The sequence below is a fragment of the Streptomyces sp. 2323.1 genome (genome assembly GCF_900221035.1).
Classification (GTDB): domain Bacteria; phylum Actinomycetota; class Actinomycetes; order Streptomycetales; family Streptomycetaceae; genus Streptomyces; species Streptomyces sioyaensis.
Map to the genome: position 1 here is coordinate 6,018,301 of NZ_LT907981.1, position 24,960 is coordinate 6,043,260.

Genomic DNA, 24,960 nt, shown 5'->3' on the forward strand with positions numbered 1-24,960 from the left:
GGTCGGCGCCATGGCAGGCTGGGGCGGAAAGTGATCGAATCCGACCACCCCGGAGCGTAGCCACCGTGGACCAGCTGGCTCTGATGTTCGTCCTTCTGCTCGGAGCCGTGGTCATGGTTCCGGTCGGCGACCGGCTGGGGCTTCCGTCACCGGTACTGATGACGCTGGCCGGTGCCGTGCTGGCGCTGCTGCCGTTCGTGCCCAACGTCGAGGTACCGCCCGAATTCATCCTGCCGGTGGTGCTGCCGCCGCTGCTCTACGCGGCCGTGCAGCGCACCTCCTGGCGGCAGTTCACCGCCAACCTCCGGCCGATCTTCCTGCTCGCCGTGGCGCTGGTCTTCGCCACCACCGCCGCGGTGGCCGCCGTCGCCCAGGCGGTGGTGCCGGGTCTGCCGGTGGCCGCCGCGGTGGTGCTCGGGGCGCTGGTCGCACCGCCCGACCCGGTGGCCGCGACCGCCGTCGCCGGCAAGCTGGGGCTGCCCCGCCGGATGGTCTCCATCCTGGAGGGCGAGGGGCTGTTCAACGACGTCACGGCGATCGTGCTCTACCACGTCGCGCTGACCGCCGCGGTCACCGGCACCTTCTCGGTGCCCGCCGCGCTCGGCTCACTGGTGCTGTCCGCGGTGGTCGCCATAGCGGTCGGCCTGGGGCTCGGCTGGGTCACCAACAAGCTGATGGGGCTGCTGGATGATCCGACGCTGCAGATCGGGCTGACGCTGCTGGTGCCGTTCGTCTCCTACGTCCTGGCCGAGGAGTTCAAGGGATCGGGCGTGCTGGCGGTGCTGACCTGCGCGCTCTTCCTCGCCGAGCACGCGGTCGACGCGGACGACGTGCGGGGCCGGCTGGCGGGCTACACCTTCTGGGAGGTCGTCGACACCCTCGTCACCGGTGTGGCCTTCGGGCTGATCGGCCTGGAGCTGCACAACATCTTCGGGGCCGCCTCGCACCGTTGGGGCCAGCTGCTCGGCGCCGGCGCCGCCGTCGTCGCGGTGGTCGTCGGCGTCCGGCTGCTGTGGCTGCTGCCCGCCGCCTGGCTGGCCAAGCGGATGCACAAGCGCCGCGATTACGACGAGGACATCCCGATGAGCTGGCGGGAGACGCTCATCATGTGGTGGGCGGGGATGCGCGGGGTGGCCTCGGTGGCGCTGGCGCTGGCCATTCCGTACGCCATCGACGGCGGCAACGACTTCCCGGCCCGCGACGACATCCTCTTCATCGCCTTCGCGGTGGTGCTCTCCACCCTGATCATCCAGGGCCTCACGCTGCCCTGGCTGGTGCGCCGGCTGCGGGTGCGGGCCGACACCGATGCGGTCGACGCGCTGGAGCGGGAGCTGGCGCTGCGGGTGATCAAGGCGTCCAAGCGCCGGCTGAAGGAGATCCTGGAGGTCGAGGAGCTGCCCGACGAGATCAGCGAGCAGCTGGCCCGCCGGGCGCACGACATCGGCGCCCGGATCGCGCCGGAGATCGTCGACGACGAGCGGCGCGAGCTCTTCGAGAAGCGCATCGCCCGGATGAAGAAGGTGCAGCGCATCCAGGGCGAGATGCTCTCCGCCGCCCGGCACGAGGTGCTGGCGGCCCGCAGCGAACCGGGCGCGGACCCGGAGGTCGTCGACCGGGTGCTGCGGCATCTGGACGTGCGCAGCCTGCGGGGTACGCCCTGACGCCGTCGGGGGACGGGCCCGGCCCGCGCTTCAGCCGCGCGGCGGCTCGGCGCCCGCATCCGCGCCGGCCTGGTCACCTCGGCGGGCCGCGGGCAGATCCGGCGGCGCCGGTGCGGTGGTGATCCGCGGCAGCGCGTAGGCGTGCTCGGCCTGCAGCCACTCCAGCAGCCGCTCGCGGACCACGCAGCGCACCGTCCATATGGTGTCCGCGTCCCGGGCGGTGACCAGGGCACGGACCACGATCGTGGACGGTGTGGTGTCGGTCACCACCAGGCTCCAGGACCGGCCGTCCCACTCCGGGCACTCCTGGAGGATCTCCAGCAGCCGCTGCCGCATCTTCTCCACCGGCGCGCTGTGGTCGAGGTGCAGCAGGACCGTGCCGGTCATCTGCGCACCGCCGCGCGACCAGTTCTCGAACGGCTTGCCGGTGAAGTACGACACCGGCATGGTGATCCGGCGCTCGTCCCAGGTCCGGACGGTCAGAAAGGTCAGGGTGATCTCCTCGACGGTGCCCCACTCGCCGTCCACGACGACCGTGTCCCCTATCCGCACCATGTCGCCGAACGCGATCTGCAGCCCGGCGAAGAGATTGCCGAGGGTGGACTGGGCGGCGATACCGGCGACGATGCCCACCAGCCCGGCGGACGCCAGCATGGAGGTGCCCACCGCCCGCATCGCCGGGAACGTCAGCAGCATCGAGGCGGCCGCGACGACGATCACCACGGCCGTGACCACCCGCTGGATCAGCGTCACCTGGGTCCGCACCCGGCGCACCCGCGCCGCGTCCCGGGCGCCGGCCGCATAGCGCGAGTACGACGACTCGACGATGGCCGCCGCGGCCCAGACCACCAACCAGGCGGTGGCCGCTATCAGCACCAGGGTCAGCGCCTGGCCGATGCCCACCGCATGGGCGTCGATGAGCTTGACCGCGGACGCGTCGTACGAGCCGCGCAACAGCGCCGCGCACAGCGCCACTTGCAGCGGTATCCGGCAGCGCCGCAGCAGTCCCCACAGGGGGGTCTCGGGGTGCGCGGCATCGATGCGGACCAGTGCCCGGTCGGCGAGCCAGACCAGGATGAGGGTGAGCAGGACCGAGCCGCCGATGACGACGACCGGACGCAGTACGTCCTCAGGTGACACGGGACTCCTCCTCTGTGGGGTGCGGGGCGCTGTGGTGTGCTGGTACCCGGTACCTGCGACCGTAACTGGCACGATGGGGGGAGATCGGTCCAACCCAGGGAAGTGATGTCAGTGCCGGCCTCCGCCGAGTCCCCGACCAGCGGGCTTTCGACGATTGTGCTCTTTCATTCGGTGTGCGGGCTACGGCCCGCGGTGCATGCCGCGGCCGACCGGCTGCGCGCCGCGGGACACGAGGTGATCGTCCCCGATCTGTTCGACGGCCGGACCGCGGAATCGGTCCCGGACGGCATTCTGATCAAGGACGAGATCGGCAAGGACGAGCTGCTCAAGCGGGCCATCACGGCCGTGGCACCGTACTCCGAGCGCGGACTGGTCTACGCCGGCTTCTCCTTCGGCGGCTCGGTCGCCCAGAACCTCGCGCTGGGGGACGAGAAGACCCGCGGTCTGCTGCTGCTCCACGGCACCTCGGACATCGCGGAGGACACCGTCGCCGACGACCTGCCGGTGCAATTGCACGTCGCCGACCCCGACCCGTACGAGCCGCACGACTGGCTGAACGCCTGGTACCTGCAGATGCGCCGGGCCGGCGCGGACGTAGAGGTCTACCGCTACGCCGGCGCCGGCCATCTCTTCACCGATCCCGGCCTGCCCGACTACGACACGGAGGCGGCGGAGCGCACCTGGAAGGTGGCGGAGGGCTTCCTCGCCGGGCTGTGAGCCGGGCGGGCCGGGCCGGTGTGCCGGTGGGCGGGGCGCAGCTCAACCCACCGGCTGGTCCGTCCGCTCCACCTGCTGGGTGCCGGACCGGGTGCGGTACGAGCGCAGCAGCGTGCTGGTGGCCTGGGGATCGGTCTTGTCGGAGATGCCGAAGTAGTCCATCTGCGTCCGCTCGGCGGTGACGTCCAGGACCCCGTAGCCGTGCGAGTCCATGTCGAGCCACTTCACATGGCGGTTGGCGGCCCGGATGGCGGCGACCCCGGCCAGGGAGAGCGTGTGCGGCGCGACGTGCAGGATGTCGTCCAGGTTGTCGGAGGTCACGGAGGTGACCACGAACTCGGTCGCCACCGGCCTGGTCGCCGGGTACGTGGCCGCCTGGATCGGCACGTCGTTGGCCCAGGCCATGTGGATGTCGCCGGTCAGGAAGACGGTGTTGTCGATCCCGCGGTCGCTGAGGTGGCTGAGCAGCTCGTGCCGGTCGTCGGTGTAGCCGTCCCACTGGTCGGTGTTGATCGCCAGGCCCTCCTTGGGCACCCCGAGGATCTCGGCGAGCGGGCCGAGCAGCTTCGCGGGTATGGACCCGAACGCGACCTGCGAGACCATCACCGAGGTGCCGACCAGCCGCCAGGCGCTGTCCGAGCGCTCCAGCCCCTGCTTGAGCCAGTCCAGTTGGGCCCGCCCGGTGATCGTCCGGCTGGGGTCGTCGACCGCGCCGCTGCCCGGCTTGGCCTGCTGGTCGCGGAACGAGCGCAGGTCCAGCAGATGCAGATCGGCGAGGGTGCCGAAGCGCAGCCTGCGGTAGGTGGTGCCGGCGATCGAGGGGCGTACCGGCATCCACTCGAAGTACGCCTGCTTCGCCGCGGCCATCCGCGTGGACCAGTCGCCCTCGGTGCCCGGGGTGTGGTTCACCGCGCCGCCCTTCCAGGCGTTGTCGGCGAATTCGTGGTCGTCCCAGATGGCGATGACCGGGTGGGTGGCGTGCATCGCCAGCGCGTCCGGGTCGGTCTTGTGGACGCCGTGCCGGATGCGGTAATCGGCGAGGGTGAGCAGCTCGTGGGCGGGGGAGTGCGGGCGGACGACGTACTTGAACTCCGGGTATTCGCCGGACTTGTACTCGTAGAGGTAGTCGCCGAGGTGCAGCACCGCGTCCAGGTCGGTGCGGGCGGCGAGGTGGCGGTAGGGGGAGAAGTAGCCGGACTCCCAGTTGGCGCAGGAGACCACGCCGAAGCGGACGTTGCCCGCCGAGGTGCCCTCGGCGGGGGCGGTGCGGGTGCGGCCGACGGGGGAGTGCTGCCCGCCGGCGGTGAAGCGGTAGTAGTAGTGGGTGGCCGGGCGCAGGCCGCGGACGTCCGCCTTGACGGTGTGGTCGGTGGCCGCCGAGGTGGAAAGGCTCCCCCGGGCGACGACGGACGCGAAGTCCTGGTCGCTGGCCACCTCCCAGCTCACCGTGGTGGCCGGCCCCCGGCCGGAGCCGGGGGTGGCCTGCGCGGTCGGCGTGAGGCGGGTCCACAGCAGGATGCCGTCGGGGAGCGGGTCCCCGGAGGCAACGCCGTGCTGGAAGAACCTGCCCTGGTCCGGGGCCTCTTGGGCGTGCGCGGTGGCGGCGCCGGCGAACGGCAGGAGTGCGGCGGTGGCGGCTACGGCCGTAACGGCTGTGCGGCGCGAGATCTGGTCATGATCGGTCACGGCCGCTCACCTTACTGGCCGGTAAGCCGTGCCGGGAGGGCGATTTCCGGGATTCCCGGAATTCGCCCGCCCGTTGTCCGAAAGCCACTCAGCGGCCGCCCGTGGGGTCCTTTTCGCCCTCGCGGATACCCTTGCCCGGGTCCGGCTTGCCGGAGCCCTTCGCCGGGCCGAACTCCCGGTCGATCATCTTGTTGAAGTTGGCCTGGGCGAGCTGGTTGTACTGCGCCTGCGTCATCTGCCGCTGCGGGATCTGGTCCATCACCAGCTTCTTGTTGCCGTGCATGAAGGTGGGCGTGCCCTTGACGCCCTTGCGGCCGAACAGCGCGGTCATCTCCATCGCCCAGCGGTCGTAGGTGCCCTTCGTGACCGCCGTCTCGAACGCCTTGTTGTGCGCCAGCTCCGGTACGTCGGAGGCGACCTTGAGCAGCTCGGAGTCCTTGGCGTAGAGGTCCTCGCGCTCATCGGGGTGGTACTTGGCCGAGTACAGCGCCGACTTGTACTTCAAGAAGGCCTCCGGGCTGACGTTCAGCGCCGCACCGAGCGCGCTCAGCGCGTTCTTCGAGCCCTGGCCGCCGCCCTGGGCGTCGTCGATGAAGGTGTACATCGTGAAGCGGGCGCGGAAGCGGCCGTCCTCGATGTCCTTGACCAGGGCCTTGCCGCTGCTCTGCTCGAAGGCCGAACACGCCGGACAGCGGACGTCCTCGAAGATCTCCAGGGTCTGCTTGGCGTTCTTGTCGCCTATCAGGATCTCGGTGCCGTTCTTGCCCTGGGTGTGGGCGGGCGTGACGAGCTTGGCCTCCTTGGCGGCCTCCCAGCCCGTCGGCTCGTTGGCCTTCAGTACGGCGTAGCCGATGCCGCCGGCCACGGCCAGCACGCCGACCAGCACGCCCGCCGCGGTGAGTTGGCGGCGCAGCCGCTCCTTCTTCTTCTGGCGGTCGCGCTCGGCCCGGATGCGTTCACGGGCCGCGGCCTTGCCGGCCTGGCTGTTGCGGTTGCTCATGGGGGGTCCCCTCAAGGGTGTGAAGGCTCGTACGGATGCGTCAGGCGGCGGCCCGGGAGGGCGGGCCGCGGCGCCGTACGCAGTTACTGAGGAGGGGGAGCGGGTGGGACGGCGGCAGCGGATGCAGCGGGCGGATCCGCCGCCGGAGCGGGGCGCCGGCCGCGGTGGCCACGGCGGCCGCGGTCCGCAGCGGACGGAAGGCGCCGGCCGCGGCGGCGCGCAGCAGCGCGTCCAGGGCGGCATCGCCGCGGTGCAGCCAGGCGGCGGCGAGCAGACCGGCCGTGACGTGGACGGCGAGCAGCAGCCAGGGGGCGGCCGCCGGCAGCGCTGTGCCTGACCGAGTGGCGACCCGCGCCAGCGGGGTGCCCAACTCGCCGCCCCGGCACAGCAGATCGACGCCGACCGAGTGCAGCGGGCCGGCGACCGGGCCGCCGGCCCGCCCGTAACAGGCGTGCTGGCCGGTGGTGAAGACGGTGTCGGCGGCCAGCTCCAAGGGCACCAGCAGCGCGGCGAAGGCGCCGTAGCCACGCTCCCGGCCGGCCGGCAGATAGGCCGCGACGAAGACGGCGGCGGCGATCGCGAGGACCGGCACGGGCGGCAACGGGGCGCGGGAGAGCAGCACATGGGAGGCCGCGGACAGGGTGGTGCACAGCGCCGTGAACAGCGCCGCCCGCACCGCCCTGAGCTGATTACCCGGCACGGCCGCCGGCCGGGCCCCGGGGCGCACTCCCGTCGCCTGCATGGGCGGGAGTCTGCCATGTGCACGGCCAAAGACCGGGTCAAGATTTGGCATCGGCCGGCGTGCGGAGCGCACGCCGGCCGAAGGTGGGAAGCGGCCCGGCTCAGGGCCGGGCCGCCGCCTGCGTCAGCGCTTCAGCGACTTGTCGACCATGGAGTTGAAGGCGGCCACGCTGGACGGTGCCACCTTGCCCTGCGGGCTGTCCGTGCCCAGCACCGTGTCATTGAGCTTGATCGTCGGGGTGCTGGTGACGTCCTTGTCCGAGTTGAAGGCCTTGGACATCTCCATCGCCCAGCGGTTGTACGTGCCGGACGTGACGTTCTTCCGGAAGGCGGCGTTGCCCTTGAGCGCCGGGACGGTGTCGGCGACCTTGAGCAGGTAGCTGTCGTCGGCGAACTTGTCCGGGCCGGTCTCGTCGGGGTGGTACTCCTTCGAGTACAGCGCGAACTTGTACTTCAAGAAGGCGTCCGGGCTGACGTTCAGGGCCGCGCCCAGGGCGCTCAGCGCGTTCTTGGAGCCGGTGCCCTTGAGGTTGGCGTCGAGGAACGTGCCCAGGTGGTAGGAGGCCTTGTACTTGCCGTCCTTGATGTCCTTCTCGACGGTCTGACCGACGTTCTGCTCGAAGTTGGCGCAGCCGGGGCAGCGCGGGTCCTCGAAGAGGTTCAGGGTGTTCTTGGCGTCGGACTTGCCGATGACGACCGTGGTGCCGTTGGCGCCGCTGCTGTTGGCGGGCTTGACCAGCTTGGCCTTCTCGGCCTTCCCCCACTCGTCGCCGCTCGCGACGCTGCTGCCGGAGTCGCCGCCCATGGTGGCGAACGCCACGCCGATGCCGCCGGCTATCGCCAGCACGGCGACGATCGCGCCGCCGACGACCAGCTGCCGGCGGACCTTCTCCTTCTTCGCCTGCCGCGCGCGCTCGGCGCGCAGCCGCTCACGGGCTGCCTGCTTGTTGGCCTGGTTGTTGCGGTTGCTCATGACTGTTCCTGCTCCGTGGAATCCGTGGGACGGGGGTGCAAGCGGTCGGCGGCGTACCCGTACCTCACGGGAACGCCGGCTGCGCGGGCGCAGGGCTCACGCAGCGAGCGCGCAGGGCGGCCCACGGCGTACCACACAGTGCACCAGCAGGGGGTCGGTGCCGGAGAGGTGCCCGGCCCGGACGGGGGCAGGCACCGGGCGGCGCGGGGCGGCGGTGGCGCCGATCACCGCGACGGCGATCAGCAGCGGGCGGAAGGCGAAGCCGGCCACCGCGCCCAGCAGCTGGTGCAGCGCGGCCTCGCCGCGGCGCAGCCAGCCCGCCGCCAGCAGCCCGATGAGCAGATGCGCCGCGAGCAGGACGCACCAGGTCGCCACGGGCGAAGGGCTCTCCTCGGGCGAGGCCGCCAGGGGGGTGCCGACCGGGTTGCCGCCGCACAGCAGGTCCACGCCCAGCGAGCGCAGCGGGCCGGCGACCCGGCCGCCGGCCTCCCCGTAACAGGTGTGCTGGCCGAAGGTGAAGACCAGGTCGGCGGCGAGCTCCAGGGGGACCAGCAGGGAGGCGATCCGCCAGTAGCCGCGCTCCGGGCCGGCCAGCGCGTAGGCGATCACGAACACGGCGACGCACAGGGCGGCGACGGTCGCCGGCGGCAGCGGCATCCGGGACAGCAGCACATGGGACGCCGCGGACAGCGTCACGCACAGCGCCGTGAAGAGCGCTGCGCGCAGTGCCCGCAGGTGTGCCGCCGAGGTGTCCATTGCAGCCGAGTGTGCCATGGGGCGGGATAAGCGGCGGCTAAGGGGGTCCTTAGCCGTACGCACCCGGAAATACGGTGCGTACGGCACATCTCGGTCCCTTGCTCGTGGCCCTTGCCCGCGTGGCTAGAGGCCGGGGATCCGGCCGTTGCGGAAGAGGTCCACGAAGATCTGGTGGTCGGCGCGGGCGCGGGCGCCGTAGGAGTGCGCGAAGTCCACCAGCAGCGCCGCGAAGCCCTCCTCGTCGGCCGCGATGGCCGCGTCGATCGCCCGCTCCGTGGAGAACGGCACCAGCGAGTGGCCGCTCTCGTCGTCCGCGGCGGCGTGCATGGTCGCGGTGGCCCGCCCCAGGTCGGCCACCACCGCCGCGATCTCCTCCGGGTCGTCGATGTCCGACCAGTCCAGGTCGACCGCGTACGGCGAGATCTCGGCGACCAGCTGGCCGGCGCCGTCCAGCTCGGTCCAGCCCAGCCACGGGTCGGCGTGGTCCTGCAGGGCGCGCTGCGAGATGACCGTGCGGTGGCCCTCGTGCTGGAAGTAGCCGCGGACCGCGGGGTCGGTGAGGTGCCGGGAGACCGCCGGGGTCTGCGCCTGCTTCATGTAGATCACGACATCGTTCTCCAGGGCGTCGCTGTTGCCCTCCAGGAGGATGTTGTACGACGGCAGCCCGGCCGAACCGATGCCGATGCCGCGCCGGCCCACCACGTCCTTGACGCGGTAGGAGTCCGGGCGGCCCAGGCTCGACTCGGGCAGCGTCTCCAGATAGCCGTCGAAGGCGGCGAGCACCTTGTAGCGGGTGGCCGCGTCCAGCTCGACGCTGCCGCCGCCCGGCGCGAAGCGGCGCTCGAAGTCGCGGATCTCCGTCATCGAGTCCAGCAGCCCGAACCGCGTCATCGCGCGGGCGTCGCGCAGCGCGTCCAGCAGCGGGCCCTCGGCGGTCTCCAGCATGAACGGCGGCAGTTCGTCCTTGTCGGCGTGCGACCCCCCGGAGGCCAGCGCGTGGATGCGCTCCCGGTAGGCGGCGGCGTAGGTGCGCACCAGGTCGGTGATCTGCTTGTCGCTGAGCGCCTTGGCGTAGCCGATCAGCGCGACCGAGGCGGCGAACCGCTTGAGGTCCCAGGTGAACGGGCCGACGTAGGCCTCGTCGAAGTCGTTGACGTTGAAGATCAGCCGGCCCGTGGAGTCCATGTAGGTGCCGAAGTTCTCGGCGTGCAGATCGCCGTGGATCCACACCCGGCCGGTCCGCTCGTCCAGATACGGGCCGCGGTCCTTGCCGTCACCCTGGGCGGCCCCGGCCTCCAGGTCCCGGTAGAACAGACACGCCGTCCCCCGGTAGAAGGCGAAGGCGGAGGCGGCCATCTTCCGGAACTTGACGCGGAAGGCCGCGGGGTCGGCGGCGAGCAGTTCCCCGAAGGCGGTGTCGAAAACGGCGAGGATCTCCTCGCCGCGCTGCTCGGCGTCCTGCGCCGGGGCGTGCTGGGACGGCATCGCTGGGTGCCTCCTGAGGTGCGGAAAATGGTTCGGAGCGCCGTGACGTACCGGGGCGCGGTCTGCCACTGACAACGGGTGAGGCTACTCGCGCGTGCCCGGCGATTGTCAGTCAGGAGTCGTAGACTTCGAGACCACCCACCGGCCCCCGGCTCGCGCCGGGAGTGCCCCGCCGACCGCTCTCCGGAGGTCCCCTGCTGTGGCTGCCGCGTCCCAGGCCCCGTTCACACATCTGCACGTCCACACCCAGTACTCCCTGCTGGACGGTGCGGCGCGGCTGTCGGACATGTTCAAGGCGGCCAACGAGATGGGCATGACGCACATCGCGATGTCCGACCACGGCAATCTGCACGGCGCGTACGACTTCTTCCACTCCGCGCAGAAGGCCGGTGTGACGCCGATCATCGGCATCGAGGCGTACGTCGCCCCCGAGTCGCGGCGCAACAAGCGCAAGATCCAGTGGGGCCAGCCGCACCAGAAGCGCGATGACGTCTCCGGTTCCGGTGGTTATACGCACAAGACCATCTGGGCGGCGAACAAGACCGGTCTGCACAACCTGTTCCGGCTGTCCTCGGACGCCTACGCCGAGGGCTGGCTGACGAAGTGGCCGCGGATGGACAAGGAGACCATCGCCCAGTGGTCCGAGGGCCTGATCGCCTCCACCGGCTGCCCCTCCGGTGAGCTCCAGACCCGGCTGCGCCTGGGCCAGTACGAGGAGGCGCGCAAGGCCGCCGGGGAGTATCAGGACATCTTCGGCAAGGACCGGTATTTCCTGGAGCTGATGGACCACGGCATCGAGATCGAGCGCCGGGTCCGCGACGACCTGCTGAAGATCGGCAAGGAGCTCGGCATCCCGCCGCTGGTCACCAACGACTCGCACTACACCTATGCGCACGAGTCGACCGCGCACGACGCGCTGCTGTGCATCCAGACCGGCAAGAACCTCTCCGACCCGGACCGCTTCCGCTTCGACGGCACGGGCTACTACCTCAAGTCCACGGAGGAGATGTACGCCATCGACTCCTCCGAGGCCTGGCAGCAGGGCTGCGCCAACACCCGCCTGGTCGCCGACCAGATCGACATCACCGGGATGTTCGAAAAGCGCGACCTGATGCCGAAGTTCGACATCCCGGAGGGCTACACCGAGGTCACCTGGTTCCAGGAGGAGGTCCGGGTCGGCATGCAGCGCCGCTACCCGGGCGGGGTCCCCGAGGACCGGCAGAAGCAGGCCGAGTACGAGATGGACATCATCATCCAGATGGGGTTCCCCGGCTACTTCCTCGTCGTCGCCGACTTCATCATGTGGGCCAAGAACAACGGGATCGCGGTGGGCCCCGGCCGTGGCTCCGCGGCCGGTTCGATCGTGGCGTACGCCATGGGCATCACCGACCTCGACCCGATCACCCACGGACTGATCTTCGAGCGGTTCCTCAACCCCGAGCGCGTCTCCATGCCCGATGTCGACATCGACTTCGACGAGCGCAGGCGCGTCGAAGTGATCCGGTATGTGACGGAGAAGTACGGCTCCGACAAGGTCGCCATGATCGGCACCTACGGCAAGATCAAGGCCAAGAACGCCATCAAGGACTCCGCCCGCGTGCTGGGCTACCCGTACGCGATGGGCGACCGCCTCACCAAGGCCATGCCCGCCGACGTCCTCGGCAAGGGCATCGACCTCAGCGGCATCACCGACCCCAAGCACCCGCGCTACAGCGAGGCGGGCGAGATCCGGGGGATGTACGAGAGCGAGCCGGACGTCAAGAAGGTCATCGACACCGCCAAGGGTGTGGAGGGCCTGGTCCGGCAGATGGGTGTGCACGCGGCCGGCGTGATCATGTCCAGTGAGCCCATCGTCGACCACGCCCCGCTCTGGACGCGGCACACCGACGGCGTGACCATCACGCAGTGGGACTACCCCCAGTGTGAGTCGCTGGGCCTGCTCAAGATGGACTTCCTGGGCCTGCGCAACCTCACGATCATGGACGACGCCGTCAAGATGGTGAAGGCCAACAAGGGCGTCGACCTGGAGATGCTCTCCGTACCGCTCGACGACCCCAAGACCTTCGAGCTGCTCTGCCGCGGTGACACCCTCGGCGTCTTCCAGTTCGACGGCGGCCCGATGCGCTCGCTGCTGCGGCTGATGAAGCCCGACAACTTCGAGGACATTTCCGCCGTCTCGGCCCTGTACCGCCCCGGCCCGATGGGCATGGACTCGCACACCAACTACGCGCTGCGCAAGAACGGCCTCCAGGAGATCACCCCGATCCACCCGGAGCTGGAGGAGCCCCTCAAGGAGGTCCTGGGCCTCACCTACGGCCTGATCGTCTATCAGGAGCAGGTGCAGAAGGCCGCCCAGATCATCGCCGGGTACTCCCTCGGTGAGGCCGACATCCTCCGCCGCGTCATGGGCAAGAAGAAGCCCGAGGAACTCGCGAAGAACTTCGTGCTCTTCCAGGAGGGCGCCCGCAAGAACGGCTTCTCCGACCAGGCCATCCAGGCCCTGTGGGACGTCCTGGTCCCGTTCGCCGGCTACGCCTTCAACAAGGCGCACTCCTCCGCGTACGGCCTGGTCACCTACTGGACCGCCTACCTCAAGGCCAACTACCCGGCCGAGTACATGTCCGCGCTGCTGACGTCCGTGCGCGACGACAAGGACAAGTCGGCGGTCTACCTCAACGAGTGCCGGCGCATGGGCATCAAGGTGCTGCCGCCGAACGTCAACGAGTCCGAGGCGAACTTCGCCGCCCAGGGCGACGACGTGATCCTCTTCGGCCTCACCGCGGTCCGCAACGTCGGCCAGAACGTCGTCGACTCGATCATCCGCTGCCGCAAGGCCAAGGGGAAGTACTCCTCCTTCCCCGACTACCTCGACAAGGTCGAGGCGGTCGTCTGCAACAAGCGCACCACCGAGTCCCTCATCAAGGCCGGCGCCTTCGACGAAATGGGCCACACCCGCAAGGGCCTGATGGCGCACTACGAGCCGATGATCGACAACGTCGTCCAGGTCAAGCGCAAGGAGGCCGAGGGGCAGTTCGACCTCTTCGGCGGCATGGCCGGCGACGCCGGCGACACCTCCGAGGGCCCCGGCTTCGGTCTGGACATCGAGTTCTCGGACGTCGAGTGGGACAAGACCTACCTCCTCGCCCAGGAGCGCGAGATGCTCGGTCTCTACGTCTCCGACCACCCGCTCTTCGGCCTGGAACACGTACTGTCCGACAAGGCGGACGCCGCCATCTCCCAGCTGACCGGCGGCGACTATTCGGACGGCTCGATCGTCACCATCGGCGGCATCATCTCCGGCCTGCAGCGCAAGATGACCAAGCAGGGCAACGCCTGGGCGATCGCCACCGTCGAGGACCTGGCAGGCTCCATCGACTGCATGTTCTTCCCGGCGACCTACCAGCTGGTGTCGACCCAACTCGTCGAGGACACCGTGGTCTTCGTCAAGGGCCGCCTCGACAAGCGGGAGGACATCCCGCGGCTGGTCGCGATGGAGATGATGGTCCCCGACCTCTCCGAGGCCGGCACCAACGCTCCCGTGACGATCACCATTCCGACGGTCAAGGTCACCCCGCCGATGGTCGAGAAGCTCGGTGAGGTGCTCAGCAGCCACCGCGGCTCCACCGAGGTACGGATCAAGCTGCTGGGGGCGCGCAAGACGACGGTGCTCCGGCTGGACCGGCACCGGGTCACGCCCGACCCCTCGCTGTTCGGCGATCTGAAGGTGCTGCTCGGTCCGTCCTGCCTGGCGGGCTGACCGGCCGACGCTGCCCGGCGCACCGCTTCAGGGTCTGCCCGGCGGAGCATCGCCCGGCCCCTGAGCCACCGGGCCCCTGAACCACCGGCCCTGAGTCACCGAACAGGTCCTACCCCGAGGGGCGCGCCCGAAGTGGGCGCGCCCCTCAACTCCTGTGCGGCATCGATCAGTTGTGACCGAAGCGCCGCTGGTGCTTACGTGCAACATCTGCCGGGCTGCCCTGAGCCTGGGACCGCGCCTGGGTCTGTGCCTCCAAGCTCGCACGCTGGGCCTCCTGCTGGCCGCGCTCGGCCGCGGATGCCGTCTTCTGCTGCCGGCTGCGGTCCTGCTTCTTGTCCTTGGCCATGACCTTGCCTCCTGAGGGGGAATCGGGATCTGGGCCGGAACCAGACTTACACGCGGGACAGATGCCTGCATTTCGGGCAATTACCGTGCGTAAAACGGCCGATCACGCACTGTGCACGAGATCTCCGGCCGAATCCGCCACGCCGATGATCGAGTTCGGGCTGATAACGCCCGTACGGTCGGGCAGACTCGAAGGAAAGCCGAAGAAAACTCGTGCCATGGGCCGAGCCGGGGGGCGACCGGACTTTCAGCACCTCAGGGAAGAGGGTGGAACGTGGATCGCTGCGTCGTCCTGGTGGACGCCGGGTATTTGCTCGGTGCCGCCGCGAGTCTGCTCGCCGGAGAGCCCGCACGGTCCCGGATCACCGTTGACCACGCCGCCCTCATCCAGGGCCTGCGCCAGCGCGCCGAGTCGGACACCGAACGCCCGCTGCTGCGGATCTACTGGTTCGACGGCGCCCCCGACCGCGTGCCGCAGCCCGAGCACCGCCGGCTGCGGGTGATGCCCCGGGTCACGGTCCGGCTGGGCGCCCTGACCCGCAGCGACGGCCGCTGGGCGCAGAAGGGCGTGGACGCCGCCATGCACGCCGAGCTGACCGAACTCGCCCGTAACCGCGCCTGCTCCGACATCGTGCTGGTCACCGGCGACGGCGATCTGCTGCCCGGGCTGATGTCGGCGAAGGAGCACGGCGTCGCCGTCCACCTGTGGGCCGTCCAGGCCGCGGACGGCGACTACAACCAGTCCGAGGACCTGGTCGCCGAGGCCGATGAGCGGCGGGTGCTGGACCGGACCTGGATCACGCGCGCGGTGCGCGCCAAGGAGCTCGGCGGCCCCTGCGCCCCGCCGCCCGCGCCGCGCCCCGAGATCGCCGCGATCCTCTCCGCCCCGCTGCCCGAGTCCGCGGCCGCGGCGGCCGCGGCCGGGCCGGAATCCGCCGAGCACACCCATGAGCGCAGCGGCGCCAACGGGGTCGCCCGCCCGCCGGCCGGCACCGAGAACGCCGCAGCGGGCAGCGAGCCCGGCGCCACCGGCTCCAAGGTCGTGCCCACCCCCAAGGACCTGGCCGGGCTCGGCCGGGCGCACGCCGCGGGCCAGGGACCGGCCGGCCCGGGCGCCGCGCAGCCCGGGGCCGCGGCCGGCGCCACCCTGCGCTGGTCGTCCGACAAGGGCTGGGTCGAGCGCGGCGCCCCGGCCGGCGAACCGGAGGCGACCGCGGGCCTGCCCACGCTCGCCCAGCTCACCAGCGCCGAGCAGCGCTGGGCCGACCGCGAGGAGGACATCACCGCCGTCAGCGGCGACCCCTTCGAGGTCGGCCAGGTCTTCGCCCGCCGCTGGACCGACCGGCTCTCCGACACCGCCCATCTGACCCAGCTGTCGACGGAGTACCCGCGCATCCCGCACCGCATCGACGGTGAACTGCTGCGCTACGCCGCCCGATTCGGACTGCTCGCCCACAAGGACGACCAGATCGACGAGCACGACCGCTATGCCATCCGGGCCGGTTTCTGGCGCGAGGTCGATCTGCGCACGGCCGCCGAGCACGCCCCGGCCACGGACTGACGGCCCAGGGTCCGGCTCGCCCGCCGGTGCCCCGCGGGCCGGAGGCGGTCCGGGGACGCGTACCCTCATAGCTCGTGAGGACGGGCGCAAAACAGGTGGAGCGCGGTGTACCGGTGTGCGCCGTGCGGGACCTGGTCAAGACGTACCCCGCGACGCGCGGGCGCCGCGGGGCGGCTCAGGCGCCCGCCGTACGGGCCAACGACGGCATCACCCTGGATGTCCACCGCGGCGAGATCTTCGGGCTGCTCGGCCCCAACGGCGCCGGCAAGTCCACCCTGGTGCGCCAGCTGACCGGACTGCTGCGCCCGGACTCCGGCAGCATCGCCGTCCTCGGCCACGACCTGGTGCGCCACCCGGAGCGGGCCGCCCGGCTGCTGGGCTACCTGGGCCAGGAGTCCACCGCGCTGGACGAGATGACCGTCGCGCTGGCGGTGGAGACCACCGGACGGCTGCGTGGCCTCGGCGCCCGCGAGGCGCGGGCCGAGCGGGACGCGGTGATCGGCGAGCTGGGCCTCGCCGACCTCACGGGACGGGCGCTGAAGCAGTTGTCCGGCGGGCAGCGGCGGCTGGCCTGCCTCGCCACCGCGCTGATCGGCGAGCGGCCGCTGCTGGTGCTGGACGAGCCGACCACCGGGATGGACCCGGTCGCCCGGCGCGCCGTCTGGGCCGCGGTCGACCGGCGGCGCGCCGAGCGCGGGGTCACGGTGGTGCTGGTGACCCACAACGTCCTGGAGGCCGAGAGCGTGCTCGACCGGGTCGCGGTGATCGACCGGGGCCGGGTGATCGCCTGCGACACGCCCGGCGGACTGAAGGAGATGGTGAGCGAGGAGGTCCGGCTGGAGCTGGTGTGGCGCGACCGCCCGCCGCTGGACGTGCCCGAGGTCGCCGCGCTCGCCGCCGCCGCGCACACCTCCGGCCGCCGCTGGACCCTGCGGCTCCCCGCCGACCGGGCCCGCACCGCCGTCGCCGCCGTCACCTCGGGGCCCGCCTTCGCCGCCCTCGACGACTTCACCCTCGCCACGCCGAGCCTGGAGGATGTCTACCTGGCCCTCGGCGGCCGCGCGGAGGGGCTGGTCAAGGCGTGAACGGCGCGGGGCGCGGCGCACGTATCGATGACTGCGGACGGCACGAAGACTGCCGACAGTACGAGGAAGGCTCGGTGACAGCGTGAGTGTGGTTCCCGCGCAGGCGGTGGCCGGTGCGGCTGTCGGCCCCGAGGTGCGGACCGAGGACGGTGCCGCCCCGCTGGCGCCCCGCGCCCGCTTCGTGCCCGCGCTCGGCGCCGTCTACCGCGCCCAGCTCTCCCGGGCCCGGGTGGCCCGGATCCCGCTGCTGTTCGTGGCCACCTTCCAGTCCGTCGGGATCATGGTCCTGCTGCGCGGAGTGGTGGACAGCGGTGACCCGGCGCGGTCGGTGGTGTCCGGCTCCAGCGTGCTGGTCGTCGCCTTCGTCGCGCTCAACCTCCTCGCCCAGTACTTCGGCCAGCTGCGCGCCGGCGGCGGGCTCGACCACTATGCGACGCTGCCGGTGCCGCCGGCCGCCGTGGTGCTCGGCGCCGCCGCCGCGTACGCCTCCTTCACCGTGCCGGGGACGGTCGTCACCGCGGTTACCGGCTGTGTGCTCTTCCAGCTGCCGATGGCCCATCTGTGGGTGCTGGCCGCCGTGATCCCGCTCGCCGGGGCGGCGCTGGCCGGCCTCGGCGCGGCCCTCGGCCTGCTCGCCCCGCGCCCCGAACTCGCCACGCTCTGCGGCCAGTTGGGGATGTCGGCGGCGCTGCTGCTGGGGGTGCTGCCGGCCGCGCGGATGCCCGAGGTGATCGGCTGGGCCCGCGATCTGCTGCCGTCGACCTACGGCGTGGAGGCGCTGTCGCGCAGCTTCGACCCGCATCCCGACTGGCTCGTGGTCGGCGCCGACCTGGGCGTCTGCGCGGCCGTCGGGGTGCTCTCGCTGGCCGTCGCCACCTGGGCCTACCGGCGGGCGGCCACCCGATGACCGCCTCCGGCCCCTCCAACGGGCGTCCTGCCGCCGGTCCCACCGGCCCCACCTGGCACGATGACGGGGTGACCGCACCGCTGACGCCCCGCGACAACCAACCGCCCGAAGAGCCGCAGCACCCCCAGGCCGCGCCCGCCCACGACCACGGAGCCACCGCCGAGCACCCTGACCACACCGGGCTCGGCGGCCCCGAGCTGGCGCGTGAGCTGCGCGAGGGTGCCGTGATCGCGCTCGTGGTCGCGGTGAGCGGGGTGCTGCTCGGGGTGCTGTGGAACTGGCTCGCCCCGCACATCCCGCTGATCGCGGACACCCGCAACGTCTACCTCAAGAACACCGAGGGCGAGGAGGCGATCGGCGCGGACGGCACCTTCGTCCTGCTGTCCCTCGGCTTCGGGGTGCTCAGCGCCGCCGTGGTCTTCCTGCTGCGCCGGCGCGGCGGGATTCCGCTGGTCGTGGCGCTGGTCGTGGGCGGGCTGCTGGGTGCGGTGCTGGGCTGGGTGACGGGGATGTGGCTGGGCCCCACCCCGGACGTGGCCACGCACGCCAAGCAGGTCGGCCCCGGGGTGGCCTTCTCGGGTCCGCTGCGGCTCCAGGCCAAGGGCGCGCTGCTGGCCTGGCCGATCGCCGCGATGCTCACCCAGCTGGCGCTGACCGGGCTGTTCGGCCCGCGGGACCCGGAGCCGGAGGTGGACTGGAGCGGCCACCACGACCAGCGGGAAGAGCCGCCCGCGCCGGAACCGCCCGCCGGGCACTGACGCCGCCGGACACCGACGCACCAGCAGGGGCGGCCGCCATCGCGGCTGCCCCGCCCGCTTGCCGGGGCGCCGACGGCGGGCGCCCGCGGCAATCGACCCCGCCCGCGACCGCCTAGCCCCGCGCGATCGCCGCCACCCGTGCCCCCGTGAGCGCCACCAGATCCTCCGGCGCCAGCTCGACCTCCAGGCCGCGCCGCCCCGCCGAGACACATACGGTCGGCCGGCCCTGGGCGGAGGCGTCCACGACCGTGGGCAGCCGCTTGCGCTGCCCCAGCGGGGAGATCCCGCCCAGGACGTAGCCCGTACTGCGCTCGGCCGCCGCCGGATCGGCCATCGCGGCCCGCTTGCCGCCCACCGCGGTCGCCAGCGCCTTCAGGTCCAGGGACCCCGACACCGGCACCACGGCGACCGTCAGCGCGCCGTCGACCTCCGCGAGCAGCGTCTTGAAGACCTGCTCGGGCGCGACCCCGAGGGCCTCGGCGGCCTCCTCGCCGTACGAGGCGGCGGTTGGGTCGTGCGCGTAGGCATGCACCGTGAAGGGGACGCCGGACGCGGTGAGCGCCACCGTCGCGGGCGTGCCGCCCCCGGGCTGTCCGGTCTTCTTCTGCTTCGTCTTCTTCGGCACCGCGAAAACGCCTCACTCGCCAGGGCCCGGCCCGCGCGGGCCCCGGGCCGCGGAACGTCAGTTGGGGTGGGTCGGCTGCCGGGTCAGATCCACGGCCGGCAGCGACGGGAGTTTACCGAGCAGCGCCGATTCCTGGCGCAGCAGCGTCAGCTCCTGGGTCAGCCGGGCCGCGGCGTCCGGCGCCTCCAGCAGCTGCTGCTTGGCGGGGACGTCCAGCACGGCCGCCGCGGCCACCAGATACGACAGCACGGACGGGTCGGCCGGCAGGTCCTGCCCGCTCGACAGGGTCCGCTCGTTCGCCCAGGCCAGCCGCTTCTGATAGGTGCGGAAGGCCCGGACGACGCCGGAGGCCAGCGCACCCGCGCCGTCCCCCTCGTCGTCCGCCAGCTCCTCCACCTCACCGGTCAGATACGGCCCCGAGGCCTCCACCGACAGCAGCCGGAAGCGGGTGGTGCCGGTGGCGAGCACCTCGTAGCCGGTGTCGTCGGCGGACGACTTCTCCCGGATGGTGGCCGCGTCCGCGATGCAGCCCACCGTGTGGAACGCCTGCATCGGGTCGTCACCGAAGCCCGCCGCGGGACCCTCGGCGGTCGGCAGCGTGGCGTCCGGCATGCCCATCGCGGTGGGGGCGACCTCCCGGCCGTCCCGGATCGTGATCACCGCGAACCGGCGGTCGTCCTCGGGTACCGCACTCAGATCGCGCATCATCGCCCGGTAGCGCGCCTCGAAGACGTTCAGCGGGAGCACGAGTCCCGGGAACAGCACCGAGTTCAGCGGGAAGAGGGGGAGGCGCACGGAGGTCACAGCCCGTAAGCCTAGAGCCTGTAGCGGTCCGGGCCACCACCCGTACCCCGGCTATTGCCGCCGCAGCAGCCGCGAGGCGCCGGCCGCGACCGTCGTGGCGAGCACCCAGCCCGCCAGGATCAGCACCGCGGCCACCCACTGCGACCCGCCGCCGGGCTTCCAGGCGGCCCCCTGATTGAGGTCGATCACCGGAAGCAGCAGGTCCAGGGAGTAGAGATACGGATTCCAGGGCGGCGCCTCACCGGCCTTGAGGGGCGGGGGAGGGGACGTCGAGAAGTAGAGCGTGCCGATCGCCCACAGCACGGCCATCCACACCGCGGCCCGCCCCGGCCGGTAGCCGTAGGCCACCGTCCAGTCCTGCAGGATCCCCCAGGCCTTCGCCGCCAGCGGCAGCGTCTCGCGGCGCCGCCGCTGCTTGGCCAGCAGCACCTCCCGGGCGTCGGCGTCCTCACCGGTGCTGCGCAGCGAGGCGGCCAGCATCTCGTACGGCTCGGGCGCGTACTCGGGGGTCGCCGCGGCCACCCACTGCAGCCGCAGCGCCAGCGGGAAGTGGCCGCGCGGGATCAGCGTCTCGTAGGCGAAGCCGGCCATCCACAGCCCGCCCAGCCCCGGCCAGCTCGCCGATTTGTCGATGAGGTTGACCACCCGGGCACCGGAGAGGATCACCCGGCCGCGCTGCGGGCGCTCACCGAGGAACCGCAGCTCGGGCGTCTGGATCCGGCGCAGCGACAGCTCCTGGTCGGACTCCATGATGAAGCGGGCGTTCTCGAAGTCGACCGCGTCGCCGAAGCGCCCGTCGTCCAGCCGCATCCCGCCCTCGCACTCGAAGCGCTGCACCCGGGTGCCGCGCGAGGGGGTCTGGCCGATGCCGTACGGGGGAGTGGCGCTGCTGGAGAACGGGGAGTTCGCCAGGCCCGCGGCGGTCAGATAGAGGGTGCGCTCGACGGTCAGCTGGGGGGCGTTCAGCGCCCGGCGGCCGAACGGGTTGCACAGCCGGCTGCCGCGCAGGCTCAGCGAGACGCCGATGGTGGCGCCGCGCAGCGACAACTCGCCGTAGGACTCCATCATCTCGGCCTGCAGGTCCTGGGCGACGGTCAGCCCGTCCGCCATGACGGAGCGGCCCTGGCGGTCCTTGTGCACGATGGTCTGATTGAGCATCAGGTCGGTGCCTATCTGGGCGTCCGTGAGCCGGATGCCGGACTGCACCACACAGCGCGGCAGATGCAGATCGCCCTCGGTGTGCAGCCGGGCCGCCTCCAGCCGGGGTATCGCGCAGTTCACCAGCCGCAGCGTGGTGAAGTGGCTCTCCGGCAGCACCACCTCGGCCTCGAAGCGGCAGTCCCGCAGCTCCACGAATGGCTTGATCGTGCCGCCCGCAACGTCGAGAGTGTCCGTGATGTACGCGCCGGTCAGCTGTAATGCGGCCACCCTCCCCGGCTGCGGGGGCGGCCCGTCGAGCAGCAGCAGCGCCACGACCCGGGCACGCACCCGGCGCTCGGGGCCCCACAGATGCTGCCCGTGCGGATCGTCGCGGGCCGGGTCGCCGATGTGCAGGTCGCAGGTGCTGCCGTTGCGGAAGGCCTGCCACATGCTCCATTCCGCGGATGTCAGTTGCAGGTCGGCGGGCGCGTCGCCGTCCCCGGGCTCGGTCACTGGATCCCCCTTGCTGTCCCGTGGTGTGTCGCAACCTGTTCGGACGCACCTCGTGCACCGGTCGTGTGGCGTCCCACAGGCGTCCCCGTACGCCGTCAGCTGGCCCTTGCCCGCGCCCGTGTCTGCTTGAACACGCGTGGTCAGGGCCAACTCCGGTCAACTTCGAAGGGCCGGGTCACGGTGCGTCCGCGGCGCACGCCGCTGTGTATCACTGAGTGATACGGCCGCTCGGGCCCGGGAGCAGGTCTGAGACACTGGGAGGGTGATCTCCCGAATCGACCTGCGCGGTGACGCCCTCCCCGAGGGCGGCGCCCTGCGCGATCTGCTGCCCCGTGCCGAGTTCGACGTGGAAGCCGCCCTGGAGAAGGTGCGGCCCATCTGCGAGGACGTGCGCCATCGCGGCACCGCGGCGCTGATCGATTGTGCGCGGCGGTTCGACGGCGTCGAGATCACGCGCGTACGGGTGCCCGCCGAGGCGCTGCGCGAGGCCCTCGACGGGCTGGACCCGGCCGTGCGGGCCGCCTTGGAGGAGTCCATCCGGCGCGCCCGGATCGTCCACCGCGAACAGCGCCGCACCGACGTCACGACCAAGGTCGTCCCCGGCGGCACGGTCACCGAACGCTGGGTGCCCGTCGAGCGGGTGGGGCTCTACGTCCCCGGCGGCCTGGCGGTCTACCCGTCCTCCGTCGTCATGAACGTCGTCCCGGCACAGGAGGCCGGGGTCACCGGCATCGCGGTCACCTCCCCGCCGCAGAAGGAGTTCGGCGGCCGGCCGCACCCGACCATCCTCGCCGCCTGCGCCCTGCTCGGCGTCGACGAGGTCTACGCCGCCGGCGGCGCCCAGGCCATCGCGATGTTCGCGTACGGCACCGACGAGTGCCTGCCGGTCAACCTCGTCACGGGCCCCGGCAACATCTACGTCGCCTCCGCCAAGCGCCTGCTCAAGGGCCGCATCGGCATCGACGCCGAGGCCGGCCCCACCGAGATCGCGGTCCTCGCGGACGCCACCGCCGACCCCGAGCACGTCGCCGCCGACCTGATCAGCCAGGCCGAGCACGACACCCTGGCCGCGGCCGTGCTGGTCACCGACTCCGCCGAGCTCGCCGACGCCGTCGACGCCGCCCTCAAGCGGCAGGTCGCCGCCACCAAGCACATCGAGCGGATCACCGAGGCGCTGGGCGGCCGGCAGTCCGCGACCGTCCTCGTCGACGGCATCGACGAGGGCCTCACGGTCGTGGACGCCTACGGCGCCGAGCACCTGGAGATCCAGACCGCCGACGCCTCCGCCGTCGCCGCCCGGGTCCGCAACGCCGGCGCCATCTTCGTCGGCCCGTACGCCCCGGTCTCGCTCGGCGACTACTGCGCCGGCTCCAACCACGTCCTGCCCACCGGCGGCTGCGCCTGCCACTCCTCCGGCCTGTCCGTGCAGTCCTTCCTGCGCGGCATCCATGTCGTGGACTACTCGCGCGACGCGCTGGCCGAGGTCACCCACCATGTGGTGACCCTCGCCGAGGCCGAGGACCTCCCGGCCCACGGCGCCGCGCTGAAGGCCAGGTTCGACTGGAAGGTCCCGCAGAGCAAGTGAGCAGGCACGTGACCCGTATCGACGACCTCCCCATCCGGGACGAGCTGCGCGGCAAGTCCCCCTACGGCGCGCCGCAGCTGGACGTCCCGGTGCGCCTGAACACCAACGAGAACCCCTACCCGCTGCCCGAACCGCTGGTCCGGCGGATCGCCGAGCGGGTGACCGAGGCCGCCCGGCAGCTCAACCGCTACCCCGACCGGGACGCGGTCGAGCTGCGCGAGGCGCTGGCCCGCTACCTCAGCGGCACCGGCGGCCACCCGGTCACCCGGGAGCAGATCTGGGCCGCCAACGGCTCCAACGAGGTCATCCAGCAGCTGCTGCAGACCTTCGGCGGCCCCGGCCGCACGGCCCTCGGCTTCGAGCCGTCGTACTCCATGCACGGGCTGATCTCCCGCGGCACGGGCACCGGCTGGATCTCCGGCCCGCGCAACGCCGACTTCACCATCGACGTCGAGGTGGCGCGGGCGGCCATCGCCGGGCAGCGGCCCGACGTGGTCTTCATCTGCTCGCCGAACAACCCCACCGGCACCGCCGTCGAGGCGGAGACGGTGCTGGCGCTGTACGACGCCGCGCAGGCGGCGCGGGCCGACGGCGCCGGGGCCCTGGTGGTGGTCGACGAGGCCTACGGCGAGTTCAGCCACCGCCCCTCGCTGCTGCCGCTGATCGAGGGCCGGCCGAATCTGGTGGTCTCCCGGACCATGTCCAAGGCGTTCGGCGCCGCCGGCCTGCGGCTGGGCTACCTGGCCGCCGACCCCGCGGTGGTCGACGCGGTCCAGCTCGTCCGGCTGCCGTACCACCTCTCATCCGTCACCCAGGCCACCGCGCTCGCCGCGCTGGAGCACACCGAGACCCTGCTGAAGTACGTCGAGCAGCTCAAGGCCGAGCGGGACCGCCTGGTCACCGAGCTGCGGGCGAGCGGCTGTCAGGTCGTCGACTCCGACGCCAACTTCGTGCAGTTCGGTCTCTTCGACGACGCGCACGCCACCTGGCAGGCGATCCTCGACCACGGCGTGCTGGTCCGTGACAACGGCGTACCGGGCTGGCTGCGGGTCACCGCCGGCACCCCGGCCGAGAACGACGCGTTCCTCGACGCGGTTCGTGCAGTACTGAAGGAGAGCAAGCGATGACCCGCGTAGGACGCGTGGAGCGCACCACGAAGGAAACGTCCGTGCTCGTCGAGATCGATCTCGACGGCCGGGGCGAGGTCGAGGTATCGACCGGTGTCGGCTTCTACGACCACATGCTCGACCAGCTCGGCCGGCACGGCCTGTTCGACCTCAAGGTCAAGACCGACGGCGATCTGCACATCGACACCCACCACACCATCGAGGACACCGCCCTCGCGCTGGGTGCCGCCTTCAAGCAGGCCCTCGGCGACAAGTCCGGCATCTACCGCTTCGGCAACTGCACCGTCCCGCTGGACGAGTCGCTGGCCCAGGTGACCGTCGACCTCTCCGGCCGCCCGTATCTGGTGCACACCGAGCCGGAGAACATGGCGCCGATGATCGGCAGCTACGACACGACCATGACCCGGCACATCTTCGAGTCGTTCGTCGCCCAGGCCCAGATAGCGCTGCACATCCACGTCCCGTACGGCCGCAACGCCCACCACATCGTGGAGTGCCAGTTCAAGGCGCTGGCCCGGGCGCTGCGCTACGCCAGCGAGCGGGACCCGCGGGCGGCCGGCATCATCCCGTCCACCAAGGGAGCGTTGTAGTCCT

Annotated in this window: 21 protein-coding genes; 10 read left to right on the forward strand and 11 right to left on the reverse strand. The window is 71.7% G+C overall.

Annotated features, from left to right (window positions below; all coding sequences use genetic code 11):
• The first annotated feature begins 65 nt into the window (after positions 1-65).
• Entirely contained in the window at positions 66-1,661 is a 1,596-nt protein-coding gene (locus tag CPH93_RS25910) for a Na+/H+ antiporter (RefSeq protein WP_093482723.1), read from the forward strand.
• Between the two features lie 30 nt (positions 1,662-1,691).
• Here the strand turns inward: CPH93_RS25910 and CPH93_RS25915 are convergent, their stop codons facing one another.
• Positions 1,692-2,801 carry a mechanosensitive ion channel family protein gene (locus tag CPH93_RS25915; protein ID WP_096214220.1) on the reverse strand — a complete coding sequence of 370 codons (1,110 nt, stop codon included), beginning with the start codon at positions 2,799-2,801 and terminating at the stop codon, positions 1,692-1,694.
• A 105-nt stretch (positions 2,802-2,906) separates the two neighbouring features.
• On the opposite strand from CPH93_RS25915, the gene CPH93_RS25920 reads away from it, so the two are divergent.
• On the forward strand, positions 2,907-3,518 hold the full coding sequence (locus tag CPH93_RS25920; protein ID WP_096214221.1) for a dienelactone hydrolase family protein: 612 nt from the start codon (positions 2,907-2,909) through the stop codon (positions 3,516-3,518).
• Between the two features lie 42 nt (positions 3,519-3,560).
• Here the strand turns inward: CPH93_RS25920 and CPH93_RS25925 are convergent, their stop codons facing one another.
• The 6 genes from CPH93_RS25925 to CPH93_RS25950 all read right to left on the reverse strand — a co-directional run bounded on the left by CPH93_RS25925 (position 3,561) and on the right by CPH93_RS25950 (position 10,159).
• Positions 3,561-5,204 carry an alkaline phosphatase D family protein gene (locus CPH93_RS25925; RefSeq protein ID WP_093482720.1) on the reverse strand — a complete coding sequence of 548 codons (1,644 nt, stop codon included), beginning with the start codon at positions 5,202-5,204 and terminating at the stop codon, positions 3,561-3,563.
• Between the two features lie 88 nt (positions 5,205-5,292).
• The gene (locus tag CPH93_RS25930; RefSeq protein WP_093482719.1) at positions 5,293-6,204 is read right to left on the reverse strand and encodes a thioredoxin domain-containing protein; all 912 of its coding nucleotides are present in this window, start codon (positions 6,202-6,204) and stop codon (positions 5,293-5,295) included.
• A 40-nt stretch (positions 6,205-6,244) separates the two neighbouring features.
• Positions 6,245-6,946, reverse strand: coding sequence for a hypothetical protein (locus CPH93_RS25935; RefSeq protein WP_096214222.1), 702 nt, complete (start codon positions 6,944-6,946; stop codon positions 6,245-6,247).
• Between the two features lie 123 nt (positions 6,947-7,069).
• Positions 7,070-7,918, reverse strand: a complete 849-nt coding sequence (locus CPH93_RS25940; RefSeq protein ID WP_093482717.1) for a thioredoxin domain-containing protein — start codon at positions 7,916-7,918, stop codon at positions 7,070-7,072.
• Between the two features lie 96 nt (positions 7,919-8,014).
• Positions 8,015-8,674 (reverse strand): hypothetical protein, encoded by a 660-nt coding sequence (locus CPH93_RS25945; RefSeq protein WP_096214223.1) that lies wholly within the window; start codon positions 8,672-8,674, stop codon positions 8,015-8,017.
• A gap of 123 nt (positions 8,675-8,797) precedes the next feature.
• Positions 8,798-10,159, reverse strand: a complete 1,362-nt coding sequence (locus CPH93_RS25950) for a DUF2252 domain-containing protein (protein ID WP_096214224.1) — start codon at positions 10,157-10,159, stop codon at positions 8,798-8,800.
• 199 nt (positions 10,160-10,358) lie between these two features.
• Here CPH93_RS25950 and dnaE point away from each other — a divergent pair, with 199 nt between their 5' ends.
• Positions 10,359-13,916 (forward strand): DNA polymerase III subunit alpha, encoded by a 3,558-nt coding sequence (gene dnaE, locus CPH93_RS25955; protein WP_093482714.1) that lies wholly within the window; start codon positions 10,359-10,361, stop codon positions 13,914-13,916.
• 166 nt (positions 13,917-14,082) lie between these two features.
• On the opposite strand, the gene CPH93_RS25960 is transcribed toward dnaE, so the two are convergent.
• Complete coding sequence (locus CPH93_RS25960) at positions 14,083-14,262, reverse strand: hypothetical protein (protein ID WP_093482713.1); 180 nt, start codon at positions 14,260-14,262, stop codon at positions 14,083-14,085.
• 273 nt (positions 14,263-14,535) lie between these two features.
• Between CPH93_RS25960 and CPH93_RS25965 the strand changes: the two genes are divergently transcribed.
• From CPH93_RS25965 to CPH93_RS25980, 4 genes are all read left to right on the forward strand, one after another.
• Complete coding sequence (locus tag CPH93_RS25965) at positions 14,536-15,822, forward strand: NYN domain-containing protein (protein ID WP_093482712.1); 1,287 nt, start codon at positions 14,536-14,538, stop codon at positions 15,820-15,822.
• A 95-nt stretch (positions 15,823-15,917) separates the two neighbouring features.
• Entirely contained in the window at positions 15,918-16,907 is a 990-nt protein-coding gene (locus CPH93_RS25970) for an ABC transporter ATP-binding protein (RefSeq protein ID WP_093482711.1), read from the forward strand.
• Between the two features lie 82 nt (positions 16,908-16,989).
• The gene (locus CPH93_RS25975) at positions 16,990-17,814 is read left to right on the forward strand and encodes an ABC transporter permease (RefSeq protein ID WP_173909887.1); all 825 of its coding nucleotides are present in this window, start codon (positions 16,990-16,992) and stop codon (positions 17,812-17,814) included.
• A 68-nt stretch (positions 17,815-17,882) separates the two neighbouring features.
• Positions 17,883-18,572: an ABC transporter permease gene (locus CPH93_RS25980; protein ID WP_173909888.1), complete on the forward strand. Its 690-nt coding sequence runs from the start codon at positions 17,883-17,885 to the stop codon at positions 18,570-18,572.
• A 112-nt stretch (positions 18,573-18,684) separates the two neighbouring features.
• Here CPH93_RS25980 and ybaK read toward each other — a convergent pair whose 3' ends face one another.
• From ybaK to CPH93_RS25995, 3 genes are read right to left on the reverse strand one after another with little or no spacing between them, the layout of a single operon-like run.
• On the reverse strand, positions 18,685-19,197 hold the full coding sequence (gene ybaK, locus CPH93_RS25985; protein WP_096214227.1) for a Cys-tRNA(Pro) deacylase: 513 nt from the start codon (positions 19,195-19,197) through the stop codon (positions 18,685-18,687).
• A gap of 57 nt (positions 19,198-19,254) precedes the next feature.
• Positions 19,255-20,001, reverse strand: coding sequence for an LON peptidase substrate-binding domain-containing protein (locus CPH93_RS25990; protein ID WP_093482707.1), 747 nt, complete (start codon positions 19,999-20,001; stop codon positions 19,255-19,257).
• A gap of 51 nt (positions 20,002-20,052) precedes the next feature.
• Positions 20,053-21,654 (reverse strand): oxidoreductase, encoded by a 1,602-nt coding sequence (locus CPH93_RS25995; RefSeq protein WP_093482706.1) that lies wholly within the window; start codon positions 21,652-21,654, stop codon positions 20,053-20,055.
• Positions 21,655-21,916: 262 nt separating this feature from the next.
• On the opposite strand from CPH93_RS25995, the gene hisD reads away from it, so the two are divergent.
• From hisD to hisB, 3 genes are read left to right on the forward strand one after another with little or no spacing between them, the layout of a single operon-like run.
• Entirely contained in the window at positions 21,917-23,239 is a 1,323-nt protein-coding gene (gene hisD, locus CPH93_RS26000; RefSeq protein ID WP_096214228.1) for a histidinol dehydrogenase, read from the forward strand.
• An 8-nt stretch (positions 23,240-23,247) separates the two neighbouring features.
• Positions 23,248-24,366: a histidinol-phosphate transaminase gene (locus CPH93_RS26005; protein ID WP_096214229.1), complete on the forward strand. Its 1,119-nt coding sequence runs from the start codon at positions 23,248-23,250 to the stop codon at positions 24,364-24,366.
• Positions 24,363-24,956, forward strand: a complete 594-nt coding sequence (gene hisB / locus CPH93_RS26010; RefSeq protein WP_030085936.1) for an imidazoleglycerol-phosphate dehydratase HisB — start codon at positions 24,363-24,365, stop codon at positions 24,954-24,956. Before CPH93_RS26005 ends, hisB begins: the two co-directional genes overlap by 4 nt.
• The last annotated feature ends 4 nt before the right edge of the window (positions 24,957-24,960 follow it).

Coding starts and splice junctions, on each gene's coding strand:
- CPH93_RS25920 (WP_096214221.1), top strand. CDS start 2,907: ATGTCAGTGCCGGCCTCCGCCGAGTCCCCGACCAGCGGGCTTTCGACG.
- CPH93_RS25930 (WP_093482719.1), bottom strand. CDS start 6,204: ATGAGCAACCGCAACAGCCAGGCCGGCAAGGCCGCGGCCCGTGAACGC.
- CPH93_RS25935 (WP_096214222.1), bottom strand. CDS start 6,946: ATGCAGGCGACGGGAGTGCGCCCCGGGGCCCGGCCGGCGGCCGTGCCG.
- CPH93_RS25940 (WP_093482717.1), bottom strand. CDS start 7,918: ATGAGCAACCGCAACAACCAGGCCAACAAGCAGGCAGCCCGTGAGCGG.
- CPH93_RS25945 (WP_096214223.1), bottom strand. CDS start 8,674: ATGGACACCTCGGCGGCACACCTGCGGGCACTGCGCGCAGCGCTCTTC.
- CPH93_RS25950 (WP_096214224.1), bottom strand. CDS start 10,159: ATGCCGTCCCAGCACGCCCCGGCGCAGGACGCCGAGCAGCGCGGCGAG.
- CPH93_RS25960 (WP_093482713.1), bottom strand. CDS start 14,262: ATGGCCAAGGACAAGAAGCAGGACCGCAGCCGGCAGCAGAAGACGGCA.
- hisB (WP_030085936.1), top strand. CDS start 24,363: ATGACCCGCGTAGGACGCGTGGAGCGCACCACGAAGGAAACGTCCGTG.